Origin of the sequence: Prevotella sp. DNF00663 (genome assembly GCF_001553265.1) — a bacterium.
GTDB lineage: Bacteria > Bacteroidota > Bacteroidia > Bacteroidales > Bacteroidaceae > Prevotella.
On sequence record NZ_KQ960583.1, the window covers coordinates 1 to 24255 of the forward strand.

The following is a 24255-nucleotide window of genomic DNA, read 5'->3' on the forward strand; positions in this document are numbered from 1 at the left end:
TCAAGTCTCTGATAGATAGCCCTCCCCTCTATGGGGAGGGTTGGGAGGGGCTTCCAATATACATTCCTTTTATGATAACATACAATACAGACGGCGTAAAGATGCCGAAAATCAAGAAGCGTGAGACCACAACTTGGATTAAAGAGGTGGCAGCAACATATGATAGGAAGATAGGAGAGATAGGATATATGTTTGTTGACGACGAGAAAATACTCGAAGTAAACAACGAATATCTAGGCCATGATTATTACACCGACATCATCACTTTTGATTATGATGAGGGCGATGTGCTCAATGGCGATCTTGTGATAAGCCTCGATACAGTGCGGAGTAATGCCGAAATGCTAGGAAAATCGTATGAAGAAGAACTTCATCGCGTCATTATTCACGGCATATTGCATCTCTGTGGCATCAACGATAAGGGGCCGGGAGAGCGAGAAATCATGGAAGCTGCGGAGAATGCGGCGCTGAAGTTGTTGGGAAAAAAAGAGTAGGTAAACAGAGAATATAGCCATGGTAATCGGGAACTGTCAACTATTGGCCTGACTCCATAATTCCCCAACTCCTGATTACTTGCTCTTTTTAGAGTCGTGCGAGGAATCTGTTGATAGTGCCATTGTCAATAGTCCGAAGGACTACCCTTTTAATAGCCGTGGACCTTTAGGTCTATGGTATTGTGTGAAAGAAAATACCCAGTCTGATAAGACTGCCCATCCTATAATTATCAATGGGGAGTCTTGTCAGACTCGTTTGTTGTTTTGCTTTTTTATTGTCCGGAGGTTTACGCTTTGCTTCAACCACCGGCTATTGATAGGGCTGTCCTTCGGACAGTCATAGCTTCATCATACAATTTATCGGATGAATCTTTTTTTTATCTTAATGGAGTAGATGATACACCCCTCCGGGGAGCATCTTAACCACTCCTTTCATTTCCATTGAAAAGAGGAGAGAGGTGATTTGCGCAATAGGGATATTGGCTTGAACGGATAATATGTTGATTTGCAGGTCGTTGTGGTGCTGCAATACGTCGGCTATCTGTTGTTCTTCTGCCGACAACAGTGGGAAGAGCTGCCGTTCAATGCCTTGCTGTTGCGCCTTTTTTAGTTTAATATCTTCTTCCCATCCCATCGCTTTTACAAAGTCGAAAGCCGACATGATGAGCCCGGCCTCGTTGTCACGAATGAGCATATTGCATCCTTCGCTGTAGGGAGCATCCACAGAACCGGGGAAAGCAAAGACGTCGCGGTTGTAGCTGCGAGCTATGCCTGTGGTGATAAGTCCGCCTCCATGCGATGCACTCTCGACCAAAATACATGCATCACTCATCCCAGCCACGATGCGGTTACGCCTTACAAAGTTCACTTTATCAGCATTCGTACCTGTGAAAAACTCTGTCAACAGGCCGCCATGTTCTATCATTTCGTTGGCTGTTTGTCGGTGGATTTGGGGGTAAAGGTAATCCTGTCCGTGTGCCAACACGCCCACGGTATCGTATCCATTGGCCAATGCTTGACGATGGGCGTGGATGTCTACGCCATAGGCCAAGCCACTTACGATGAGTACATCGGGGCATAACGTCTTCAAATCGGCCATAAATCGACGTATCAAGTCTTGTCCATAGGCGGTGCATCGACGTGTCCCGACCATGCAAACCACCTTCGAACAATTGAGCGAAGCATTGCCCCGATAGAATAAGACCAACGGTGCGTCGTCACATTCTCGCAGTCGTTGCGGGTAGCGAGCGTCGTTCATACAAAGCGGTTCCACTCCATGTTGCTCGTCCCAAAGCAATTCTGCCTCTGCACGAGCCATGGGTTCGCTGAGGTCGCTCAATGCTTCGCGCAACTTAGGTGAGGCATCGGGCAGCACGTCTAAGATATCATGACGATGCTCAATGACCGCCGTGGCCGAGCCTAACCGCCGATACAACTCCAACAGACCGCTGAGGCTGAAGTAGTTGATACGACTGAGTGCGAGCGTATAGAGTGTTTCTTGGGTCATAAGAATTTCTCGAAAGCTTGGCCATACTCTTCGCTATAGCCTAGCCTTCCGTTGATAAGTGTCACGAGATCGGCGTCAGCATGGAAGCAAAGTTTCTCATCGCTGGCGCGGAAAAGGTCGTGAGTGAAAACCCAGCGGAGCCCCTCTTTGCGCAACCCCATGCGCGAAATAAACTCGTCGTCGCATGTTAATGGCGTCTTATATTGCAGCGACATGCGAGCCACAACGGCATCTACACCTTTCTCATGCAGCTCTGCGAAGCTCAGTCCGGTCGCTTTGAGGAAGCGATGACGCGTGTGTTCGGTGTAATGTAGGTAGTTGGCGTTGTTTACAATGCCTTGTATGTCGCACTCGTAGTCGCGTACTTCCATTCTCGTTTCAAAGATATACTTCATCTGTTTTGTCTTTAATATGATATAATAGTGAATATTTAATGGTTGCCATACTTCAGATATTCATATCCGATACGGCAGCGTAAGCAGTCTTTATGGTCACAATATTCGTTCTTGAGTTGGATAAGTGCCTGCGTATCGCCGGCATTTTCCACCTTCATTCCGCATTCTTGCCACATACGGATGATATGGTTGTCTTCGGCTTTGAGTTGTTCTAAGAACTCGAAAGCGCGGTCGCAAAGCCCTTCGTTGCATATATGTCGACCGTAGGCGAAGAGCATTGGGATGACGGTGTTGAGTATCATGAGATTCAATGAAGCCGCTGACAGATGCTTCTCGTTGGGTGTATGCTCTGTCCCAAAGGCAAAGTGAGTCTGCCAGTAGGGTGTAGCTTGCGTCTTCAAATGTTCTCTTAACTCGCGCAGAGAGCCACATTCGATGATTTCGCTCAATCCTGCTGTGCGGTTATAGTAGAGTTGTGCCAATTGCGACAGGCGTATATGTGGGAAGTTTTGCGGCCGCAATCGCAGGAATTTCCATTGATGGAAGTCCATCGCTTGCATGGAAAACTTATGCGCCAGATAGCGATATTCGCTCGCCATACGTTGATAATACGTATCTCTCAAGGCCTTGTCGCGATATGTTTTAGGCAAGGCTTCCGGCTCCAAGAGGCCTGCCTGTCCCATAAAGATGGCTTCTATCTGGAACAAATCGTCTCTATGATGAGCTACACTGCCCAATGGTATGTTGCAAGCCCATTGCTCGAAGGCCTCTCCATTGATGCTAAAGCCGTAATTGCGAGCCATGGTGACGAAGTAGGCTGCCTGCCAATCGCCTCCACATCGGACAACTCGCTCGTTGATAGCCACTGTCTTTTGCTCTAAACGCTCGGTCTCCAAGCTGCTCATCCATGAATGAATCATGAGCGATGGCAGCTCCGGAATGATGCGATAGCAAGGCGGATAGTGGTCGGAATGAATCAGTTCGTCGTAATGTTCCGCTATATCGTCCGGCACATCCAGCTGCAATTGCCTGATAGGTCGGCCTTGGCTGTCTACGGCTTCGGTATCTATAGTCCCACATACATGCAAGATGACATTGTCATAGCGTACATCTTGTTCATGATGATGGACGAACCAGTCGCTTGCTCGGTCGTGTATCTCCACGTTTCCTACCCATAGTGTCCCATCAATCTTCACTTTTGCATTGAAGAAATCAGGTCCCGCGTCGTGGTTATGCAGTCCCGTATCTATCACTTCTATACCGAGTCCATCGGCCGTAACAAGTGATTTCAGCGGAAATAGCTTGTGTTTCCATACGTAATGTAGGAGCTGTTCCATGATATAGATATTGTTCTTTCAATGGCAAAAATACAAAAAAAATCTTAAATGAAAAGGTCTTGTAGTTCTAATTAATTCTATGTGTCTAATTAAATCTACCTAATAAAATAACAAGAGCGTGCATTGGCACGCTCTTGTTTGTGTATATGATGGATAGATATTATTTCCCTATATAACCATAGTATTCACTATCGGTAGCACAATCCCACCAAACCGGACACGACCAGATAGGATCTGTCAGGGCCAACTTGTTGGAAGCTTTCACCTGAGTGAGGTTATAATCTCTCTCAAGGCTGCTCTGTGTCCAGCGACGCAACCAATAAGTAGGGTCTGAAGGTGACTTTCCGATAATCTTACTGCTGGCAGTAAATTCTGATGGACGGGCGAAGTCGGGATATATATTACCAAAGTTCTCGATGTTACCGGCACTGTAATTGAAGCGACGCATGTCGTTCCAGATTTCTAAATTCAATCCTCCCATAGCGATAATCTTTTGTCTCATGATGTCGGCCATGGTTAGTTGAGCAGCATTTTGAGCCACAGCGGCACTGCTCATATAAGCAGTTATATCGGCATCTTTCATAGGTAACATGTCCGGATTCTCCCCTATTTTCTTGTCACTTGTGGTTCCATCACTTTGCCATTGCTTCAATCCGGCTTGTAAACGGTCGAAGTTGGCCTGTATACCTTTTCTGTATGCGTCCAAAGCACCACCTTTATCGCCCTTGCGGAAGAGCACTTCGGCTTTGATAAAGCACATCTCCGAATAGGTCATAATGTCGAAATCGGAGTTCGGACGAGTGTAGAATGTTCCCGTACCTGCTACATAACTCTTACCGGCAATGGGATAATAATACATATCGGTAGCCGAACGACCGCTTGTAGACATACTGTTTGACCGCATGTTGACGTAGCAAGTATCACCCGCATGCAGGTAGTTGGTGGTGTTACAGTAGATTTGTCCCGGTGCATAAGTTACTACTACGTCGTTTCCATTTGTCTCTACGGCATGGCTGGTAGTCTTCATGTCGGCCACAAACTTGTTGCGTGCGGTGGCATCAGCGACGGTATAGGTCAGCTTTACGGCGTTAGAAGCGTAGGTGGCATTGATGATATTGCCGTTGAGACGTGGGTTGTTGGGAGTCAACATGTCAATACCTTTGTCGCGAGTCCATTGGAACGAGGCGAGATTACCGTCAGCATCGAGCTTTACATGGGTCATGGCTGCAGGCACCAGCTTTGTTAATCGTGGGTCGATAACGCCCGAACCGCCAGTGAAACTGTTGTTGAGCAGGCTGATATACCATTTGGTGAGTCGCTGAGAAGTACCGTAAGCGGCGCAGTTCCAAATAGGATTGGTCTGATAAGGGTCACCGATTGTCACGTTGGTTTGGTCGCCTTCCACATTATAACATTTCACACTTGTGTTGTCGGCATTCGACTGTGGACCGTTGGCAACGGCGGCCAAGATTTCATCAGGTTTGTATAAATCGCTCTTCTTAGACAGTTTTAGCAAGTAGCGAGCTTTCAAACCATAGGCCAACTTCAACCATTTATTGGCATCACCGTTATTCCATATATCGCCTTCAGAGAGCGCAATGTTCTCGTTTTTCATCTTGAGATAGGCGATACCTTTATCCAAATACTCCATACACTGGTTGAAAAGAGCCTTTCCATCATCATAGGCCGGGTTGTATTTACCGGTGAAGGCTTCGCTCATAGGGATTTCTCCATGGAGGTCGAGCAACGTCATAAAGCCCAGCGCGTAGCTGATACAGGCTGCACCGGCATAGTGATAAGCCTTTTGAGCCTCTGCCGCTGCAATCAAAGGAGCCACGTTGACGCCCGCTCCCAGGTAGAAATTCTGATATACGGTGGTCGCTGTTCCCTGCAGAGGATCCCACTTTGCCAACATACCATTGCTACTAGTGGTAGACGTTTGGGTGAAGGTTCCGGCGGCAGTACCCGCTCTCATGTAGGCCGTACCGAGTGCATAGTCTAGATAGTTTTGTATCCAAGGCAAGCGAAGTTGGGGAGATGCCGTCTCCGATGTAGGGCTATCGGGGTCTGTATTCACGTCCAAATAGTCGTTACATGACGACAGTCCGCATACCAGTACACTGGTTAATATGATGGTTTGTAATTTTTTCATATTCTTACTTGTTTAGATTGGTTAGAATGTAAGGTTGATACCGAGCGATACACTTGTCGAAGATGGTACGCTACAGTAGTCGAGTCCCACTGAGCCTGAACCTCCCGTACCTGCTCCTGAGGCCACTTCCGGATCCATACCCTTGTAATTGGTGATGGTGAAGAGGTTGATTCCGGTGAGATTAGCCACCAATCCTTTGATGACACGATGGTTCTTGATGAGACTGGTGAAGTCGTAGCTGACAGACAGTGAGCGCAATTTCAGCCAATTCACCGACTGGATGAAGTTGTAAGAGTTGGCGCAATAGCTACTCCAGTATTGCTGGATGAGATAGCGACCTGACCGCTCTTTGCCGTTAATTGTGTAGGTCTTGTCTGCTTCATAAGTGATGGTGTTGTTCTCTGGAGCTGTACCATCGCTGTAAACCACGTTAGTCAATGTCACAGATTGGCGATTCTCGGTCTGCTTGCTTAATCCCATAGAGGTGAGATAATAGTTTGTACCGTTATAAATATCGCCACCGAAGCGGAAATCGAGAAGGCATGCTACCGACAGATTCTTGTATGTAAAGGTGTTGTTGAAGCCTCCGATGAGTTTCGGTTCACGGTTTCCAATGATGTCGGTAGTCTTGTTTGCGTTCTTATAAACGCCTGTTGCCACGTCTACAACGTAGTGTCCGTTGTCGTCGGTCACCCAGTGATTACCTGTCAAACCGAGGAAATCGCCACCGTTAGGGATAGCTCCTGCCTTGACAGTACCTATCTGTGCGTCGGTGGGATAGAAGATACCTACACCGTCAATGAAGTTACCCAAAGTACCATTATTAAATGAGAAGTTAAGCATCGATTCCCATTTGAAGTCCTTGGTCTTGATGGGTGTGCCGGTGATAGCTATTTCCATACCGTCATTGATGACCGACCCACCGTTCAGCGTGAGGAAGATATAGCCGGTAGACTGGGCCAGACGGGGAGAACACAACTGGTTCTTGGTTTGTGTATGATAATAGGTATAGTCTATACCTAAGCGTCCGTCGAAGAAGCGAAGTTCCGCTCCCAGTTCATAAGAGGTCTGTATTTCCGGTTTCAAATCGGGCGCACCACCAGTCCAACTGTTACCCGAACCGAGCTTGCCATTATTCAAAGTGCCCACAGCCCATAGGTAATTGTTTGTCACATAGGGGTCAGCGTCTTTACCAACACGTGCCCATGAGGCTCTCACCTTACCGAAAGAGAGGATATTACTCTTCGGTAACAGTTCCGTAAATACAAAACTTCCGCTCACAGATGGATAGAAATAAGAACGGTTTTCTTTTGGAAGTGTAGACGACCAGTCGTTACGTCCGGTCACGGTAAGGTAGGCCATGCTCTTATAAGAGGCTCTGAACTCACCGTATACACCCACCATGCGCTTGCGAGTGGTACCATCTTTAAAGAACTGGTTGGCTGTTGCGATGTTATTAAAGCTGATGGTGCCGGGCATTACAAACTTATATCCCCAGTGAGATTGCGACCATCTCTTGGTAGCTTCGGTCGTTGTACCGAGCAAGAAGTTCAAGTCGAAGTCCTTTAATGTCTTATGCATGTTGCTCATCACGTTGGTTGTGATGTATTGGTAGTTCGAGTAGTTCTTCGACAAGAAGCCGTTTTGATACTTTTCTACCACAGCTCCGTTAGGCGCGGTGTAGGTATAAGAGTCTGTCTTATACATATCCAGACCGGCACGGGCGCTGATGTCCCACCAATCCGTGAGTTTAAAGCTGGCATTGATAGACCCTGTCAAGCGGTCGTTGTCGTCGGTCATCTTATTGCGATTGATTATCCAATATGGATTTTCCACGTCGTCTGCAATCTCTTGTAGGCCGTCGAACATGCGATACTTGGTACCGTCGTCGTTCAACCAGTGTGTAAGATTGTCGGTAAGCGGCCAACCATAGAGCGCTGTCATTGTACCGTTGCCGCCGTGTTCCCATAATCCGCCCGATGTAAGCGTCTTCTTGGTGTGTGCTTTGGTATAAGCCACGTTGGCTCCGACGGTCAGTCTGCCATACTTCTGTTCACCGTTGAGGCGGAAAGTTGTCTTGTTATAACCTGTTTGCGGTACTATACCCGATTGGTCGAAGTTTGATGCACTGAGGAAGAATGACCCGTTTTTTGAACCTCCCGATACGCTTACGCTGTTGTCGTAAACCACTCCGTTTTGGAAGAAGTTGCCTACATTGTCGTATATTTGGTTCAGAGTCTTGCTCTCTCCAATCTTTTCACCCCACGATTGGGTGGAGTAATCGCTGAAGATACCTTTCTCGTTGTAGTATCCGCGACCGTAAGTCTTCTGGTATTCAGGCGTCTTGGTAGCCCACGACGTGCTTACCTTACTGCTTACGTTCACCCGTACCGTGCCCTCGCTACCTTTCTTTGTGGTGATGATGACCACACCATCGGCAGCACGAGAACCGTACAAAGCAGCGGCCGCGGCACCTTTCAGCACCGAGAGCGACTCTATATCTTCGGGGTTAATGTCCATGGCGCGGTTAGAGAAGCTGGTATTGTTCTTCGTCACACCGTCGGTAGCTGAGTTTCCACTGTTAGGTGTGGAGTTGTCGTAGATGATGCCGTCAACCACGAACAACGGTTGGTTGTCGCGCGATTCGCTCGCCGAGTTACCGCCACGGATAATGATGGTGGCCCCAGCTCCGGCTGCACCGCTCGATTGGGTGATGTTGACGCCCGGCACTTTACCGGCCAATGAGTTAACGATGTTGGTCTGTTTGTTTTTCAAAATTTCATTAGAGTTGAGCTCAGACACCGAATATCCTAGTGCTTTGCGCTCTTTTCGGATGCCCATGGCTGTCACGACCACTTCGTTCAAGTTCTGACTATTCTCAGTCATTGAGATGGAATAAGCCTTTGCCGAAGTAACCTTTACCTCCTTGACGTCGTAACCTACGTAGGTGATTTGCAGGATACTGCCCACAGGAGCTTCGATACTGAAGTGACCTTCAATATCGGTAACGGTAGCCACACGAGTTCCCTTGAGTGTGATACTGGCGCCGATGATGGGCTCACCATTTTCGTCGGCCACTGTACCGGTAACGATGTTCGACTTCTGACTGATTCGTAAGTCAGGTGAAGATTCCAAAGCTGAGGCTGAATAGGGGACTGCCATACTCAGCGCAAGCAGGAATGCTGGTAACAGATAATGTTTTTTTCTCATATGCATCGATATTAGATGGCAGTGAATTTAGTTGAAAATTTTGAAACAATCTTGAATTGATTATTAATTAATCTAAAAATAGCTCTAAAACATACAAACCTATATAAAAGCTGCATGAATATACTTTAAATCGCTATAGTCATGGTATTTAGTGACTTGACTACGTTTTTATTCACTCTTAACTCATCACTCTCAAATTTCTGCAAAGCCCTAGCAGTCTTGTTGTTCGGGCTCTGCAGCAATCCTGAAAAGGCTTGGCAGCAATGTTGCGGCGTCCTTGCAGTGAGTTAAGAGTGAGGAGTTAGGAGTGAGAAGTGGATGGTTTGAGGATGAAAGAGATACTGATTCAAATTACAAATGGAATGAGATGAGATGAAAAATGTGACAAAAGCGAGAAAATAGAAAGGATTCTTTTGCTTTTTATCTGATTTACAGTACCTTTGCAGATATACGAGTATGAACGAAAATGAGAATAAAATAAAGCATCAAAAATGAGAATAGCATTAATCGGTTATGGCAAGATGGGCAAGATGATAGAACAGATTGCCAAAGCTCGCGGCCATGAAATCGTGAGTATTATAGATATTGACAACATACAGGACTTTGACAGTCCGGCTTTCGCTTCGGCTGATGTTGCTATCGAGTTTACCAATCCCACAGCGGCTTACGACAACTATCTGCGTGCGTTTAAGCATCATGTGAAGGTGGTTTCGGGCAGCACGGGATGGATGAGCGAACATAAGACCGATGTAGAACGGTTGTGTAATGACGAGGGACAGACTTTGTTTTGGGCTTCCAATTTCTCGGTTGGTGTGGCCATTTTCTCTGCCGTGAATCGCTATTTGGCCAAGATTATGAACGGTTTCCCACAGTATCAGGTAGAGATGGAGGAGACCCATCATATCCATAAACTTGATGCGCCGTCGGGAACTGCTATCACTTTGGCTGAGGAAATCATCGACCGACTCGACAGGAAAGACACGTGGGTGAAGGGAGAACAGCATAATGCCGATGGCACTGTGACCGGAACGAACCATGTGGCAGCTAATGAGTTGGCTATAGCGAGCGTTCGTCGCGACGAAGTTCCGGGTATTCACACCATCACTTACGATAGTGAGGCCGACAAGATTGTGATTTCTCACGATGCACATAGCCGTAAAGGATTTGCGTTGGGGGCTGTACTGGCTGCCGAGTATACCAAAGACCATACGGGATTGCTTACTACCAGTGATTTGTTTAAAGAAGTATTGGGCTGAGAAAATATAAATCTGGCTTTCGCAAGTTGAAGGATATTGAGGAGATAACGAAAGGTAATGGGGACTAAGGGAAGGTAACGGGAGGTAACAGGAGATAACGGACATTTGTCCGATAACTCCCTTTGAACTCCTTTCTAACTCCTTCTTAATTCCCAAAATTAGACCGATTAAAAGATTATGATAGACAAAGAAAAAGCTAAACTGAATATGAAAGTACAATGGACTAAGTTTGTCGTTGTACTGGTATTGTATCTTATATTCCTCTTTTGGTTAAAGAGTTGGTTGGGATTGATAGTTATTCCCTTTATATACGACGTGTATATATCAAAGAAGATACGCTGGCAATGGTGGAAAGATGCCGAAGGTCCGGTGCGATTTATCATGAGTTGGGTAGATGCTTTGGTGTTCGCGCTGGTGGCAGTGTACTTCATCAATCTCTTCTTCTTTCAGAATTTCGTTATTCCTTCTTCCTCTTTGGAGAAGTCGTTGCTTACGGGAGATTATCTGTTTGTGAGCAAAGTGAGCTACGGTCCGCGCATTCCGCAGACTCCACTCACTATGCCTTTGACGCAACACACGTTGCCCGGTATCAATGTGAAGAGCTATTTGGACTGGCCACATTGGGAATATCGTCGTGTGAAGGGTCTAGGTAATGTGAAGCTCAATGATATTGTAGTGTTCAATTATCCTGCCGGTGACACGCTTGTCAACGAAGAACAATGGCAGCAGAGCGACTTCTATCAGATGGCATATTCATTTGGTCAGCAGCTCGTGGAACAACAACAAGGCCTGTTACCCAACTTGGCTGAGCTTACTCGGGAGCAGCAATACGAATATTTTGGGCAGATATATGCCGTTGGTCGCAACTATATAGCGAATAATCCGAAAGACTATGGAGACATTATCACACGTCCCACAGACCGTCGCGAGAACTATGTGAAGCGTTGTGTGGGCTTACCCGGCCAAACGTTGCAGATTAAAAACCACATCGTCTACCTTGATGGCAAGGCCAATAAGGAACCGGATAATGTGCAATATACTTACTATGTGAAGTTGAAGAAGCCCATGCCCGAAGAGGTGATGGCCGAATTGGGTATTTCAATGGAAGATATGATGAGCTTGAATCAGGCTGGTTTCTTGCCTCTGACCAAGAAGGCTTACGAGGCATTGAAGGCTCGTAAAGACCTCGTGGCAAGCATCCGACTGAATACTGATGCTACTACGGGCGACCTTTATCCGCTCAATGGCTATACGGGATGGACTCGTGACAACTACGGTCCCATCTGGATTCCGAAGAAAGGAGCTACTGTGAAGCTTACGATGGATAATATAGCAGTCTACGAACGTCCCATCCGTACCTACGAAGGTAACGACTTAAAGGTGACCAATGGGCAGATATACATCAACGGAAAACTTGCCAACAGCTATACATTCAAGATGGATTACTACTGGATGATGGGCGACAACCGTCACAACTCGGCCGACTCGCGCTATTGGGGATTCGTTCCCGAAGACCACATCGTGGGTAAACCTATCTTCATTTGGTGGTCGCACGACCCCGATCACAAGGGCTTTAGCGGTATCAGATGGAGCAGATTGTTCAGTTTGGTAGATAATATTAAGTAAGTGATAATGGGAAATTGAAAATGGATAATGATGATATGATGAGCAGCATTGTGATTCTCTGAATATTAGTCCTGCTTTCCCTTATCCGCATTTCATAATTATCCATTCTCAATGATGAATTATTAATAAAGAAAAGTGCGCTTCCCTTTCAAGTTCATATTGGGGCTTGTGGCGGCTGTTTTGCTGATGTTGGCCGTCAGGGCATACGCTTTCACCGTTTATACAGTGACAGATTCGGCTCTCAGGCCGATGCTTAAGACAGGCGATAGGGTGATGGTGGATAGATTTATACACCGAAAATTGAAGCCGGGGGCGATGGTGGTGTTCCATCAACAAGGTACTATCATTGGTCGGGTAGAGGCTCTTCCCGGTGATACCATCACTCTACGAGGCACGCACTATCTTGTTCCGACGCGCTGTTGTCAGCGTTGTCAGAGCGCAGACTGTAAACTCTATTTGGTCAATACGGGCAAAGACCGACGGCTGGTGTACCAACACCAAATGGTTGGACAGGCTTTCCGATTATTCTATCTACCATGGTAAAGAACGCAATACTCACTTCCTCATACTTCGGACCGGTGCAGTGGTATCAGAAACTGAACCGTTATGGCGTGTGTTTCATCGAACAACACGACAATTTTGTGAAGCAAACGTACCGTAATCGGTGCACGATAGCGACGGCCAATGGCTTGCAATCGCTCACCGTACCGGTGGAACGAACCGATAATTTGAAGTGTCCGATGCGCGATGTACAGATAAGTGACCATGGCAACTGGCGTCATATCCACTGGAATGCATTATTGAGTGCTTATGGAGAAAGCCCTTTCTTCGAGTTCTATTCCGATGATTTGCGCCCTTTCTTTGAACGAAAATGGAAGTATCTCTTTGATTTCAACATGGAAATCATGGAGAAAATGTGCAGTTTATTAGACATAGAACCGACGGTAAAACTTACCTCTTCGTACATGGATGAGGCCGAAGGGTATGCCGATTTTCGTGAGGTGATTCGGCCGAAGCATCCCGGTGAGGATGCCGAATTTGTTGCTAAACCGTATTATCAAGTCTATTTGCAGCGACATGGATTCCAACCTAACCTTAGTATCTTAGACCTCTTGTTCAATGAAGGTAACGAGAGTGTACTCTACTTGTAATAACTAAACTAAATCAAATGAAAAGAATTATTGTATCAATGCTGGCGTTTTGCTTGGTAATAGGCGCAAGTGCGCAAGACCAACCACGCGTAAAAGTGGCACAAGGTGTGCTGCAAGGTACTGAAATTTCGGGTATTAAAGTTTTCAAGGGTGTACCTTACGCAGCACCACCTGTAGGTGATTTGCGTTGGAAAGCGCCACAACCGTTGGCTGCTTGGGACGGTGTGAGGATGGCAGATGACTTCGGTCCCGACCCCATGCAGGAACCGATATTTGGTGATATGAACTTCGGTGCGAAGACAAAAAGCGAAGATTGTCTTTATCTTAACGTCTGGACGCCCGCTAAAACCATGCAGGAGAAGTTGCCGGTGTTGGTATATTTCAATGGTGGCGGACTGATGGCAGGAAGCGGAAGTGAGCCTCGTTACGCCGGACTGAACATGGCTCGACGTGGTATAGTGGGCATCACGGTAAACTATCGCGAGGGTATTTTCGGCTTCTTCTCGCATCCCGAACTCTCTAAGGAGGCCTCGTATAAAGGGTCGGGTAACTACGGTTACATGGATCAGGCAGCTGCTTTACAATGGTTGCAACAGAATGTGGCAGCTTTTGGAGGCGATCCTAAACGCATTACTATCGTGGGCGAATCGGCTGGTTCGGTGTCGGTGAGCGCCTTGATGGCATCACCTATGGCCAAAGGAACATTCTCTCAAGTCATTGGTTCGAGTGGTGCTATTGTGGGATTGTTGCATAATGAGGTCGACAAGAAAGGTAATCTATACATCGCTTATGGTCAGTTACCATCGCTCAAAGAGGCTGAAAGCGAGGGTGTCAAGACTATGAAAAAGATTGGTTGTAAGAGTTTGAAGGAGCTAAGAGCCATGCCTGCCGAGGAATTGATGACCCAAGCAGGTGTCAGAAGCATGTCGCGCGGAACAGTAGACGGCCTTTTCTTCACCGAGCAACCGGAGGAAGTGTTCAAGAAAGGTGAGCAAGCACAGGTGCCACTGCTTATCGGTGGTACCTCGAAAGAGGCTGCTGCGTGGTCTGTTTTGCTTGGCGGTGCTCCCACATTGGAGACGGTCAAGGCTCGTATCACGCCACTTTTCGGCGATGCAACCGACGAGATGTTGCAGTTATATGGCTTTCATAACGATGCCGACTTGTTCAAAGAGCCGGGCACACTGATTGGTTCCGATATGTTTATTGCTACCAGTACGTGGCGTTTGAGCGAACTTCACCGTACCACAAGTAATTGTCCGGTGTATCGTTATCAGTATTGTCATCCTCGTCCGGCGATGAAACAGAAAGGTTTAGTGGCCAAACTGGCCGGTGGAACATCCAAGGCTACCGATACCAAATCTACTGAACCGGTGGATGAATACATCGGAGCGAGCCACTCATCGGATATAGAATACGCCATGGGCAACCTCTCTACGAATGAAGTTTTCGACTGGAATGCCGATGATTATGCTGTTTCCGGCATCTTCATGAACTTCTATGTGAACTTCATTAAGACCGGAAATCCCAATGGACTGGGCCTCCCCGACTGGCCCGCCATCAACGGAAAGAATCCTGTTCCAGTGATGAAAATAGATGTAAATACGCGTGTTGAGACCAATCCTACGATGGATCGACGTTATCAACTATTCGATAAACTCGTGTTCCAAAAGTGATAATACGAGTAGAAACAATAAGGCCTGTGATACAATTGAGTGTCACAGGCCTTATTCATTGCTTTATTTTCGTTCCGCTATATCGCTCCACTTCGGAGTTATCGGGAGTTAAACGCCTTTTGGGCGTAGAAATTACGAATGAGAGTTAACGGACAAATGTCTATTGACTTTAAGGCTCTTGGAGGCTTTATCTCTCGTTTTCTCCCGATAACTTCTTATCTTTCTAAACTTGAACCGTTTATTTTTTACCGAACAACTCGTCGAGTATAGTGTAGAATACAGGGTCTTCACCCACGATGGTCTTTACGATTTTGCCGTCGGGACCAACGATAATTTTGGTTGGGAAGCCCTGAATGGCATAGTCGGATAGTACCTTACTGTTTTCCGGATTGTACACATGGAGCCATGGAAGGTCGTGTTTCTTCACGGCAGCACGCCACTTCTCATCGCTATCGCGACAGTCGATGCCAAGAATTTCAAACTGTCCTCTGTACTTGTTATAATACTCTTTCATTTTTGGAATGCCTCGGATGCACCATATACACCATGAACCCCAGAAATCGAGAACCACGTATTTGCCACGCAGGCTGCTCAGGGCGAGTGGCTTTCCAGCCAAGTCATTAAGTGTAAAGTCGGGAGCTTGTACTCCTGTAGCCTGTGCCTTGCTGGCTTTCTCTTCTGCTTCGGCACGCTGTTTAGCCCTGTCTATGAAGAAAGAATAGTACGATTTCATGCGCCCGTTTTGCACTTCGGGGGTGAGAAGAGTGGCTGCTTGTTCCATCTTCTTCACGTCTTCAAGGAAGCTGATAACGACGGCACTGGCCTCATAGTCGGGATGTTGCTTGACGAAGTCGAGCATACGTTGCTGTGCCTTTTCCTCTATTTCAGCAGCTTTTTCGCGATATTCCTTCATCACCTGTTTACGATTCTCACCTGCATCCAGTCTCTTCTGAATGCCCATGCTGTATTCTTGCATCTCTTTAGATGAGTTCTCCAACATTAGGTTCACCTCATGGTACTGTTGATAGAATTTAGAGCCACCGGTATCATAGCGTGTTTTCATGTCACCGGTCAACTCCAACGTCTCGCCGGGAACACCCACTACGAGCACTCTAGTTCTGTCTTGGTCGCGCATGGTAGCCGGTGTGGCCATCTGAACGTAAGAGACTTCCTTCATCGGGAGCGTGAAATCGAAGGTTCCATCCTTCAATACGACATTGGTTTGTTTAGTTTCCCCGCCGAACGTTCCATAGGCAACGACGGCCGAATCGCCGAAGTTGGCCAGTTTACCTTTGACATGTAGCAAGTCGTCAGCGGCTTGTGCCGATACTGCACTGGCCATCATGAGGCTGGTCAGTAAGGTAGTATACAATTTTTTCTTCATTATTTCTCCTTTTATAATTGGTTATTTTGCAAATATATATCGTTCTCGCTAAATACCGAAAGCATTCAAAATCTTTTCAATGTATTTAACTAAAAGCAGTTGTTTGGGGAGGTCTCGCACATGAAAGGAGGCCGTGTGCAGTAGTGTTTTTTGCCCTCATCGCAGCCAAAACAATTCACTTCCCACTCTTAATTCGCCTACTTGTTAACTTGTTTAGATGTCCATTAGTTCACTGCAAGGGCGAGGCAGCGATACTGCAAAGCCTATTCGGCGATGCTGCAGAGCCGAGACAGCAAGGTTGCGAAGCCTTTGCAGCGAGTTGAGATTGAGAAGTTAGGAGTGGGAAGTGATGGCTTTAATGAGGTAGGATTGGCTGATTGGCGGTTTATAAGGATAGATATGGTCATTGTATAGCGTGTTGATAGCATAACAAAAAGGAGGTAAGCTCGTGCCTACCTCCTTGATATTTCATGAGAGCCAAACGCTCCCTATTTTCTTATCTCAATACTTTGATTCCTTATTTTTCACTTTTTACTCTTTCTTCTTGCCCATCCCTCTTCGGTGAAATCGGGGATTTCGCCTTTCAAGGTCTTATTTCCGGCATTCATCAAAGAGCGCCAATCGGTTGCGTTGGTATCGTCATTACGACGACGGGGAGCACTCTTGCGAGGTGCATCGCTACGTCTTCCACGCGCCTCACTGCGTCCGCGACGCTCGCTATAGTCGCTTTTTTCGCGACGACCACCGCCACGTTGTGGCTCATCGGCTTCGTTACAACGCACTTCTCTGCCTTTGTAACGCAAGCCACTGAGGGCACGCATCACCTTTTGGGCGTCGCTTTCGGGTACTTCAAAGTACGAGAACTTACTCAATAAGTCGATATGTCCCACCTCTTGACGGCCACGTACATTCTTGTTTAAGAACTGCATCATCTCGCCGGGATAGAATCCATCGTCTTTACCAAGGTTGATAAAGAGACGTTTATAACCGCCTTCGGCCTTGCGACGACCACCCTCTGAGCGGCGTCCACGGCTGTTGCCGGCTTCCGAACGCTCTTTTCTGCCACCGGTCACAGGTTTCTCTAACTGCGGTGCATTGCGGTAGTAGTCGAGGAAACGACCGAAAGTGATGGTCACCATCTTCTTGATGATGTCTTCTTTATCAATATATTCGAATCGTCGATTGATTTCTTCCATGTACTGAGCTATCTGCTCTTCGTCCACATCGGTCTTCATAATGTCGTCCATAACCTTGTAGAGTTGCTTCTTGCATATCTCTTCGGGCGAAGGCAGTGTGCCGTCTACAAACTCTTTGCTGATGATTTTCTCAATCTGACGAATCTTAAATTTCTCGCGTGAGTGGATGATACAAATACTTGTACCCTTCTTTCCGGCGCGACCGGTACGGCCACTTCGGTGAGTATAACTCTCTACATCGTCGGGTATTCCGTAGTTGATGACGTGCGTTAAATCGTCGACATCGAGTCCACGTGCAGCCACATCGGTAGCAATAAGCAACTGTGTGAGGTGGTTACGGAACTTCTGCATGGTTAAATCGCGCTGTTGTTGGCTCAGGTCTCCATGCAATGCTTCAGCGTTATATCCGTCTTTGATGAGTTTGTCGGCAACCTCTTGAGTCTCCAATTTGGTACGACAGAAGACGATACCGAATATACGTGGGTAATAGTCTACGATGCGTTTGAGTGCCAAATACTTGTCTTTGGCATGCACCATATAATAGATATGGTTTACATTCTCGGCTCCTTCGTTGCGGCTGCCCACTACTATCTCCTTGTGATCGTGCAGATAATTCTTTGCAATACGCTCCACCTCACGGCTCATTGTAGCTGAGAAGAGCAATGTATTGCGGTCGCTTGGCACGCCTTCAAAGATTTCGTTGATGCTGTCGGAGAAGCCCATGTTGAGCATTTCGTCCGCTTCGTCGAGCACAACGTTGTTCACATGCTCCAGCTTAGCGACCCCCCGGTGCATCAAGTCAATCAATCTACCGGGTGTAGCCACAATGATTTGCACGCCATGACGGAGTGAACGAATCTGGGTTTCGATAGATGCTCCGCCGTAAACGGGTACTACATGTAAGCCCGGAATGTACTTACCAAAGTCGTTGAGGTCGTCGGAAATCTGCAAACAAAGCTCGCGTGTAGGACTCAAAATGAGTGCCTGAGTGACTTTCTGTGATGGATCTACCTTTTGTAACAATGGGATTCCATAGGCGGCAGTCTTACCTGTACCGGTCTGCGCGAGCGCTATGACATCATTTCCATTACCTAATAAATACGGGATTACCTCTTCTTGAACAGGCATCGGATGCTCAAACCCAATCTCCTGAATGGCTTTACGAATCTCTTCGTTAACGCCTAACTCTTCAAATGTCTTCAAAATAAAATGTATATAAATTCCTGTTCAAGCTCTTGGACCTCCCTACTTATCCTAATAAAAATGGTCTTCTCGGTTTGAACGGGTGCAAAGGTATGAAATAATAATGACATTACGAAATAAAAAGAGAGAAAAGACTGCTGCCTCTTCTCTCTTTTTATAATTTATAGGATAGCTTGAGTAGGTTTAGGAGTTTTCGGGAACTATCAAGAGTAAGTGTCTTTTTGAGACTTGTAGTTAGCAGACAAATGTCCATTAACTACTGATAACTCCAATGCCCGATGGGGGCATTTAACTCCTTCTTCCTCCTTATTTAACTAATTAGCTTGCAAGAATCTGTCGGCATCGATGGCTGCCATAGCACCTGAACCGGCTGCTACCACGCCCTGACGATAGTTGGGATCGGCTACGTCGCCGGCTGCAAAGACGCCTTCTACGTTTGTCTTTGATGTTCCGGGAACGGTCTTGATGAAGCCCTGAGCGTCTAAATCCAAATACTCTTTGAATAGTTCGGTATTCGGTTTGTGGCCGATAGCCAAGAAGAAACCGTCGATAGCGATGTCGTATCTCTCTTCATCAGGTTCGCCTAAACGCTTCACTACGTGAGCACCCTCGACACCATTCTCTCCGAAGAGTCCCACGGTGTTGTGCTCGAACAGTATCTCGATATTCTCTTTATCAATGACACGCTGCTTCATAATCTCCGTTGCACGCAAGAAAGGTTTACGAACAATGAGGTAAACCTTGGCTGCCAGAGACGACAGATACATCGCTTCTTCACAGGCGGTATCGCCACCTCCAACGACAGCAACGACCTTTTTACGATAGAAGAAACCATCGCAGGTGGCGCAGGCGCTCACTCCCTGACCGCGATATTTCTCTTCGTCGGGCAGTCCTAAGTACTTTGCTGTGGCACCGGTAGCAATGATGACCGAGCGAGCTTCAATCTCGTTGCCTCTGTCGTCGACGCAATGGAAGGGTCGGCTGCTCAAGTCGGCTTTTACAATCTCACCATCTCTAATCTCGGTACCGAATCTTCCGGCCTGTTCACGCAAGTCCATCATGAGCTGATTGCCGTCTACTCCCTGCGGATAACCGGGGAAATTCTCCACTTCGGAAGTTGTGGTGAGCTGTCCACCCGGCTGTAATCCTGAGTAGAGGATGGTCTTCAAGTTAGCGCGACCGGCATAGATGGCTGCCGTATATCCGGCAGGTCCGCTACCGATAATCAGTGTATCAATCTTTTCCATGTCTATTATCCTTTTGTTATAGTTGTTATATCAATATGTTATATTCTAACGCCCGCGATACAAAGGTAACTCTTTTGCTTGATATTATGGATTGAATGAAGATATATTTAACCTTTTTTGGAGAAACTGCAGAGGCATTGCAGTTTTTCTGCTGTACCTTTGCAAAATAGCTGAAAAGGCCTTTCAGCATTGCTGCCGATGCTTTGCAGCAATCTCATAACAATCTGGAATGATGAAAAGAACGATATTATTGGCAGGATTATTGGTCTCTGCTACACTGGCAAATGCCGGTAACCACACGTTGAAATGGGCCAAAGCCATCAACGAGGTGTTTGGCGACGGACTAAAATTGACGGCAGTTGCGCTGGAATATGATGCCCCGATAGACTCTACAAGTTTAACGTTGAAAACATACACTGTGCGTGGGGGCGAGGTGGCAAGGGTCTATACCAACGACCGAGCAGAGAAGTCGGCAGTCTCGAAGCGTGGCCGGTATGTGCTTATCGCGCTGAAGTCGCCTATAGCTTTGTCCTCTAAACGTGCCTCGGCAGCTAAATTGATCGGTGCGGCCGCAGTCGTACAGAAGGCAAAAATCAAGGTTCTTGGAGGCGGAAAGGTGAAGGCATTGAGAGATACCATCTACACCTTGTCGACACAAAACATTGCGGTAGACGACTTCAAGCAGCAGACTTATAAAGACCGGTCGACTGGTTTAGGATTGCGTTACAATATCTTTATACCCCGAAAGTTTGAACCCGGCGTGAAATATCCATTGGTGCTGTTCCTGCACGATGCCTCCGGGGTGGGCAAGGAACTGAAGAATCCACTCGTACAAGGCAATGGCGCCACGGTGTGGGCGTCGCCCGAATGGCAGGAAAAGCATCCTTGTGTAGTGGTGGCACCGCAGTTCGACCGCCTGACGGCAGACGATACGTATCATTATGGCGACGAAATACGCGCTTGTCAGTCGCTGGTCGATTTCCTTAAAAAGCAGTATCCGCTCGATGTCGACCGCTTGTATGTCACAGGACAAGGCATGGGAGCCATGTCGGCTTATGTGATGTTGCTACGCCGCCCCTACCTTTTTGCCTCGGCATTGCTGGTTTCCGGGCATTGGGATGCAAGAAAATTGGGACCTTTGGCCAAGAAAAATCTGTGGCTGGTATCGGGTAAAAAGGATACGAAAACGATAGCCGGTGTTGATAAGATGCTCGATGAATGGGACGAACACGACGCCATGGTGAGCGAGAAAGACTGGCCTTTGGAGGCTACAGCTGCCGAACGAGCTGCCGAAGTGCACGAGCTGATGCTCACAGGAAGTAATATCAAACACACACGATTGGTGGGTGGAGACGGTAAGGATGCTTGGCGTGTGGCCTATAGCATACCGAGTATGGGTGAATGGTTGTTCGATCAACGACTTTCTAAGAATATAGACGAATTGCGTGCCCACCTACTTAACGTCACAGGAAAAGAAGTGTTGCTCGATGCGCATCGTGGTGATTGGCACGGAACATCGGAAAATTCGCTGAATGCTGTGTTTAAATCGGTGGAGCGAGGACGCCAAATGGTGTCGGTAGATGTGCGTAAGACCAAGGACGGACAGCTCGTTTGCTTCTCTGATAGGACTTTAGAACGACTGACTAATGGTAAGGGACTTGTTGGCAACAAGACTCTGGCGGAATTAAAAGCACTGAAGATGAAAGACGACCGTGGGCAGGTGACTAAATGGGTAATGCCTACGTTGAAAGAGGTTTTGAACTATGCCAAGGGGCGTATCTTGGTAGATATTGATGCTCCCGATGCCCTCTTGTCGGATATTCGCGATGTGGTAGCAGAAGCAGGAGCGCAAAGTGTGGCCATACTACCGGGTGCGGTGAAAGACGAAGGCAACTGGATGCATAAGGCAGTGGTAGACCTTGACGCTCCACGTGCAATCCTTCGTGTACGCAAGGCGTTGAAGTCGTGGCCGGTGATGGTGGAATTACGATTTTCCAAAAATAATAATTCGCTGCTCAAACATGCCATCTCGCTGGTGCGCGGACATGCTCGTGTATGCTTCAATACAACCGAGAAAGGACTTGCCGGTAACCATGTAGATGTGGAAAAGGATGGAGATGCCGAGCTCGTGTGGGGCGACTTGATACGACAAGGAGGTACAATCATCAAGACCAATCGACCTGAACGATTGGTGGAATATCTGAGTAAATAAGGAGTTTGCAACCGAGTTGCATGTTTTTATTTTTACTTTTGTCGATGAATCAAAATTTATAAAGATGGAAGAGGAAGAAATAATGCAACCTTGGAAACTAGTAGTCTCGGCAGTGATGCTTGTTGTCGGGATGGTGATGACATGGCTTGATGTGGCTTGGTTCGGGCATTGGTGGGTGCTTTTGGCATGGTATATCATTGCATTCCTGCCTGTAGGATGGGGAGTGATGCAAGAGGCTTGGGAGCATATCAGCGAGAAGCACGATGTGTTTACGGAGTTTACACTGATGTCGTTGGCCTCTATTGGTGCGTTTTTCATAGGCGAATATCCGGAAGCTGTGGCTGTGATGCTTCTCTATTGTATTGGCGAACTGCTGCAAGATAAAGCGGTAGACTGTGCCAAAGACCATATCAAAGACTTGGTGGCCTATCGTCCTGACCGTGCAATGGTGATTGTTAACGGTGGGGTTGAGGCTCGCGAAGCGGCAGAAGTAGGTGTGGGCAGTGTGATAGAAGTGAAACCCGGCGAACGCGTTCCGTTGGACGGTGTGCTGCAAGATGGCGCTGCTACTTTCAACACAGCGGCTCTGACGGGTGAGAGTCTGCCTAGGCTGATAGATGGCGGAAGTGAGGTGCTGGCCGGAATGATAGTCGTGGACAGCCCAGTTAGGATTCGTACGACGCGTAAGGTTGGCGATTCTGCTATCTCGCGTATTTTAGAGATGGTCGAGAAAGCAGGTGAACGCAAGGCTCCGACCGAACTCTTTATTCGTAGATTTGCACGTGTTTATACGCCCATTGTCGTGCTATTGGCCGTGCTGACGGTGATTTTGCCGTGGCTATATAGTTTGATTACGGCCGATTTTTCCTTTGTTTTTAGTACTTGGTTGCACCGTGCTTTGGTGTTCTTGGTTATTTCTTGTCCTTGTGCATTGGTCATTAGCGTGCCTTTAACCTATTTTGGGGGTATCGGAGCGGCATCGCGTCGCGGTATCCTCTTTAAGGGTGGAAATTTTTTAGATGCCATTCGTGAGGTAGATACCGTTGTGTTTGACAAGACCGGAACACTGACTACGGGGCAGTTTACCGTTACTTCGGTGGAAGGCCTGACGCCTGAAATGCAGGAAGTAGTGTCGGCAATGGAAAGTAGTAACAATCATCCGTTGGCGCAGGCCATAGCAGAATATCATCCCACGGATAAGCGATTGGATGCCAAAGATATTCCCGGTTATGGGTTGGAAGCACACAATGGTAAGGACAGATGGCTCGTGGGAACACTCAGATTACTGGATCAAGAAAGGGTGGTCTATCCGGTTGAGCTGCAAGAAGTGAGCGAGACATTGGTGGCTTGTGCTTGTAATGGGCGATATGTGGGTTGCTTGAAATTGGCAGATACGCCGAAAGAGGATGCTCGGCATGTTGTGGAAAGCTTGGCTTCTCAAGGTGTCAATCATGTAGAAATATTATCGGGCGACAAGCAGGAACTCGTACACAGGGTGGCCAATGAACTGCATATACAGCATGGATATGGTGACTTGTTGCCTCTAGATAAGGTGGCACATATCCAAGAGTTGCAGCGACAAGATCGGAAGGTGGCTTTCGTGGGCGACGGTATCAACGATGCGCCGGTATTGGCCATGAGTGATGTGAGCATAGCGATGGGAGCCATGGGCTCGGATTTGGCTGTTGAGACGGCTGATATTATCTTGCAGACCGACCAACCGACGAAAGTTGCCGAGGCTGTGGAGATGGGGCGACGTACGTATGTGATTGCTCGGCAGAATATATTCTTGGCTCTTAGCGTAAAAGCACTGGTGATGTTGCTAGGCGTGCTAGGCTTGACCAATCTGTGGGGAGCTGTGTTTGCCGATAGCGGCGTGGCGTTGTTGGCCGTGATGAATGCCACAAGGATATTGTTGGAAAGGAAGAGATAGAAAGGGTAGGATGGGGCTGTATGCCCCTACTTACTCTAACTTGCCGACTATAGATGGGTTGTTCTTTGGACACGGGGGCTTTCAGTTGGATTTACACCATATTATATATAAAGCTTCTTTGTTCCCTGATGAAGGGTAAGAAAAGGAGAATAAACTAGAAAATTAGAACCATCTAGCTTTCATTTCTTTCTTTTTAAAGCTAAGTTTTCTTTCTGTTTGCTATTCTAAGTATTAAATAATATGCTTTTATGATTTAAAAAATGTGGAATGGTTTTA

17 protein-coding genes are annotated in these 24255 nt (G+C 47.2%); 9 read left to right on the forward strand and 8 right to left on the reverse strand.

All coding sequences use genetic code 11. The features are described from left to right. The first annotated feature begins 71 nt into the window (after positions 1 to 71). Positions 72 to 494: an rRNA maturation RNase YbeY gene (gene ybeY / locus HMPREF3034_RS00230; protein ID WP_062432314.1), complete on the forward strand. Its 423-nt coding sequence runs from the start codon at positions 72 to 74 to the stop codon at positions 492 to 494. A gap of 382 nt (positions 495 to 876) precedes the next feature. Here ybeY and dprA read toward each other — a convergent pair whose 3' ends face one another. The 5 genes from dprA to HMPREF3034_RS00255 all read right to left on the reverse strand — a co-directional run bounded on the left by dprA (position 877) and on the right by HMPREF3034_RS00255 (position 9095). After that, a complete protein-coding gene (dprA, locus tag HMPREF3034_RS00235; RefSeq protein ID WP_062432244.1) occupies positions 877 to 2001 on the reverse strand; it encodes a DNA-processing protein DprA in 1125 nt (374 codons plus the stop codon). After that, on the reverse strand, positions 1998 to 2396 hold the full coding sequence (locus HMPREF3034_RS00240) for an acyl-CoA thioesterase (RefSeq protein WP_036898852.1): 399 nt from the start codon (positions 2394 to 2396) through the stop codon (positions 1998 to 2000). Before HMPREF3034_RS00240 ends, dprA begins: the two co-directional genes overlap by 4 nt. Before the next feature lie 35 nt (positions 2397 to 2431). After that, positions 2432 to 3733, reverse strand: a complete 1302-nt coding sequence (locus HMPREF3034_RS00245) for a DUF2851 family protein (RefSeq protein WP_062432253.1) — start codon at positions 3731 to 3733, stop codon at positions 2432 to 2434. A gap of 160 nt (positions 3734 to 3893) precedes the next feature. Then, positions 3894 to 5885, reverse strand: a complete 1992-nt coding sequence (locus HMPREF3034_RS00250; RefSeq protein WP_062432256.1) for a SusD/RagB family nutrient-binding outer membrane lipoprotein — start codon at positions 5883 to 5885, stop codon at positions 3894 to 3896. A gap of 21 nt (positions 5886 to 5906) precedes the next feature. After that, a complete protein-coding gene (locus HMPREF3034_RS00255) occupies positions 5907 to 9095 on the reverse strand; it encodes a SusC/RagA family TonB-linked outer membrane protein (protein ID WP_231725570.1) in 3189 nt (1062 codons plus the stop codon). Positions 9096 to 9586: 491 nt separating this feature from the next. On the opposite strand from HMPREF3034_RS00255, the gene dapB reads away from it, so the two are divergent. The 5 genes from dapB to HMPREF3034_RS00280 all read left to right on the forward strand — a co-directional run bounded on the left by dapB (position 9587) and on the right by HMPREF3034_RS00280 (position 14804). Further along, positions 9587 to 10351 carry a 4-hydroxy-tetrahydrodipicolinate reductase gene (dapB, locus tag HMPREF3034_RS00260; RefSeq protein ID WP_062432259.1) on the forward strand — a complete coding sequence of 255 codons (765 nt, stop codon included), beginning with the start codon at positions 9587 to 9589 and terminating at the stop codon, positions 10349 to 10351. A gap of 177 nt (positions 10352 to 10528) precedes the next feature. Beyond that, the gene (lepB, locus tag HMPREF3034_RS00265) at positions 10529 to 11977 is read left to right on the forward strand and encodes a signal peptidase I (protein WP_062432262.1); all 1449 of its coding nucleotides are present in this window, start codon (positions 10529 to 10531) and stop codon (positions 11975 to 11977) included. Positions 11978 to 12112: 135 nt separating this feature from the next. Beyond that, positions 12113 to 12520: a signal peptidase I gene (gene lepB, locus HMPREF3034_RS00270; protein WP_036898837.1), complete on the forward strand. Its 408-nt coding sequence runs from the start codon at positions 12113 to 12115 to the stop codon at positions 12518 to 12520. After that, positions 12514 to 13128, forward strand: coding sequence for a WbqC family protein (locus tag HMPREF3034_RS00275; RefSeq protein WP_062432265.1), 615 nt, complete (start codon positions 12514 to 12516; stop codon positions 13126 to 13128). Before lepB (HMPREF3034_RS00270) ends, HMPREF3034_RS00275 begins: the two co-directional genes overlap by 7 nt. Positions 13129 to 13145: 17 nt before the next feature. Next, on the forward strand, positions 13146 to 14804 hold the full coding sequence (locus HMPREF3034_RS00280) for a carboxylesterase/lipase family protein (protein WP_062432268.1): 1659 nt from the start codon (positions 13146 to 13148) through the stop codon (positions 14802 to 14804). A 238-nt stretch (positions 14805 to 15042) separates the two neighbouring features. Here the strand turns inward: HMPREF3034_RS00280 and HMPREF3034_RS00285 are convergent, their stop codons facing one another. Next, a complete protein-coding gene (locus HMPREF3034_RS00285; protein WP_062432271.1) occupies positions 15043 to 16188 on the reverse strand; it encodes a TlpA family protein disulfide reductase in 1146 nt (381 codons plus the stop codon). A gap of 273 nt (positions 16189 to 16461) precedes the next feature. Here HMPREF3034_RS00285 and HMPREF3034_RS12460 point away from each other — a divergent pair, with 273 nt between their 5' ends. After that, on the forward strand, positions 16462 to 16602 hold the full coding sequence (locus tag HMPREF3034_RS12460; RefSeq protein ID WP_156431006.1) for a hypothetical protein: 141 nt from the start codon (positions 16462 to 16464) through the stop codon (positions 16600 to 16602). Positions 16603 to 16712: 110 nt separating this feature from the next. Here HMPREF3034_RS12460 and HMPREF3034_RS00290 read toward each other — a convergent pair whose 3' ends face one another. Together HMPREF3034_RS00290 and trxB are read right to left on the reverse strand one after the other, a co-directional pair. Then, positions 16713 to 18587 (reverse strand): DEAD/DEAH box helicase, encoded by a 1875-nt coding sequence (locus tag HMPREF3034_RS00290; protein ID WP_062432274.1) that lies wholly within the window; start codon positions 18585 to 18587, stop codon positions 16713 to 16715. A 314-nt stretch (positions 18588 to 18901) separates the two neighbouring features. Continuing rightward, complete coding sequence (gene trxB, locus HMPREF3034_RS00295; protein WP_062432277.1) at positions 18902 to 19834, reverse strand: thioredoxin-disulfide reductase; 933 nt, start codon at positions 19832 to 19834, stop codon at positions 18902 to 18904. Positions 19835 to 20063: 229 nt separating this feature from the next. Here trxB and HMPREF3034_RS00300 point away from each other — a divergent pair, with 229 nt between their 5' ends. Together HMPREF3034_RS00300 and HMPREF3034_RS00305 are read left to right on the forward strand one after the other, a co-directional pair. Next, positions 20064 to 22046 carry a glycerophosphodiester phosphodiesterase family protein gene (locus HMPREF3034_RS00300; protein ID WP_062432280.1) on the forward strand — a complete coding sequence of 661 codons (1983 nt, stop codon included), beginning with the start codon at positions 20064 to 20066 and terminating at the stop codon, positions 22044 to 22046. Positions 22047 to 22110: 64 nt separating this feature from the next. Further along, positions 22111 to 23979 carry a heavy metal translocating P-type ATPase gene (locus HMPREF3034_RS00305; RefSeq protein ID WP_062432283.1) on the forward strand — a complete coding sequence of 623 codons (1869 nt, stop codon included), beginning with the start codon at positions 22111 to 22113 and terminating at the stop codon, positions 23977 to 23979. The last annotated feature ends 276 nt before the right edge of the window (positions 23980 to 24255 follow it).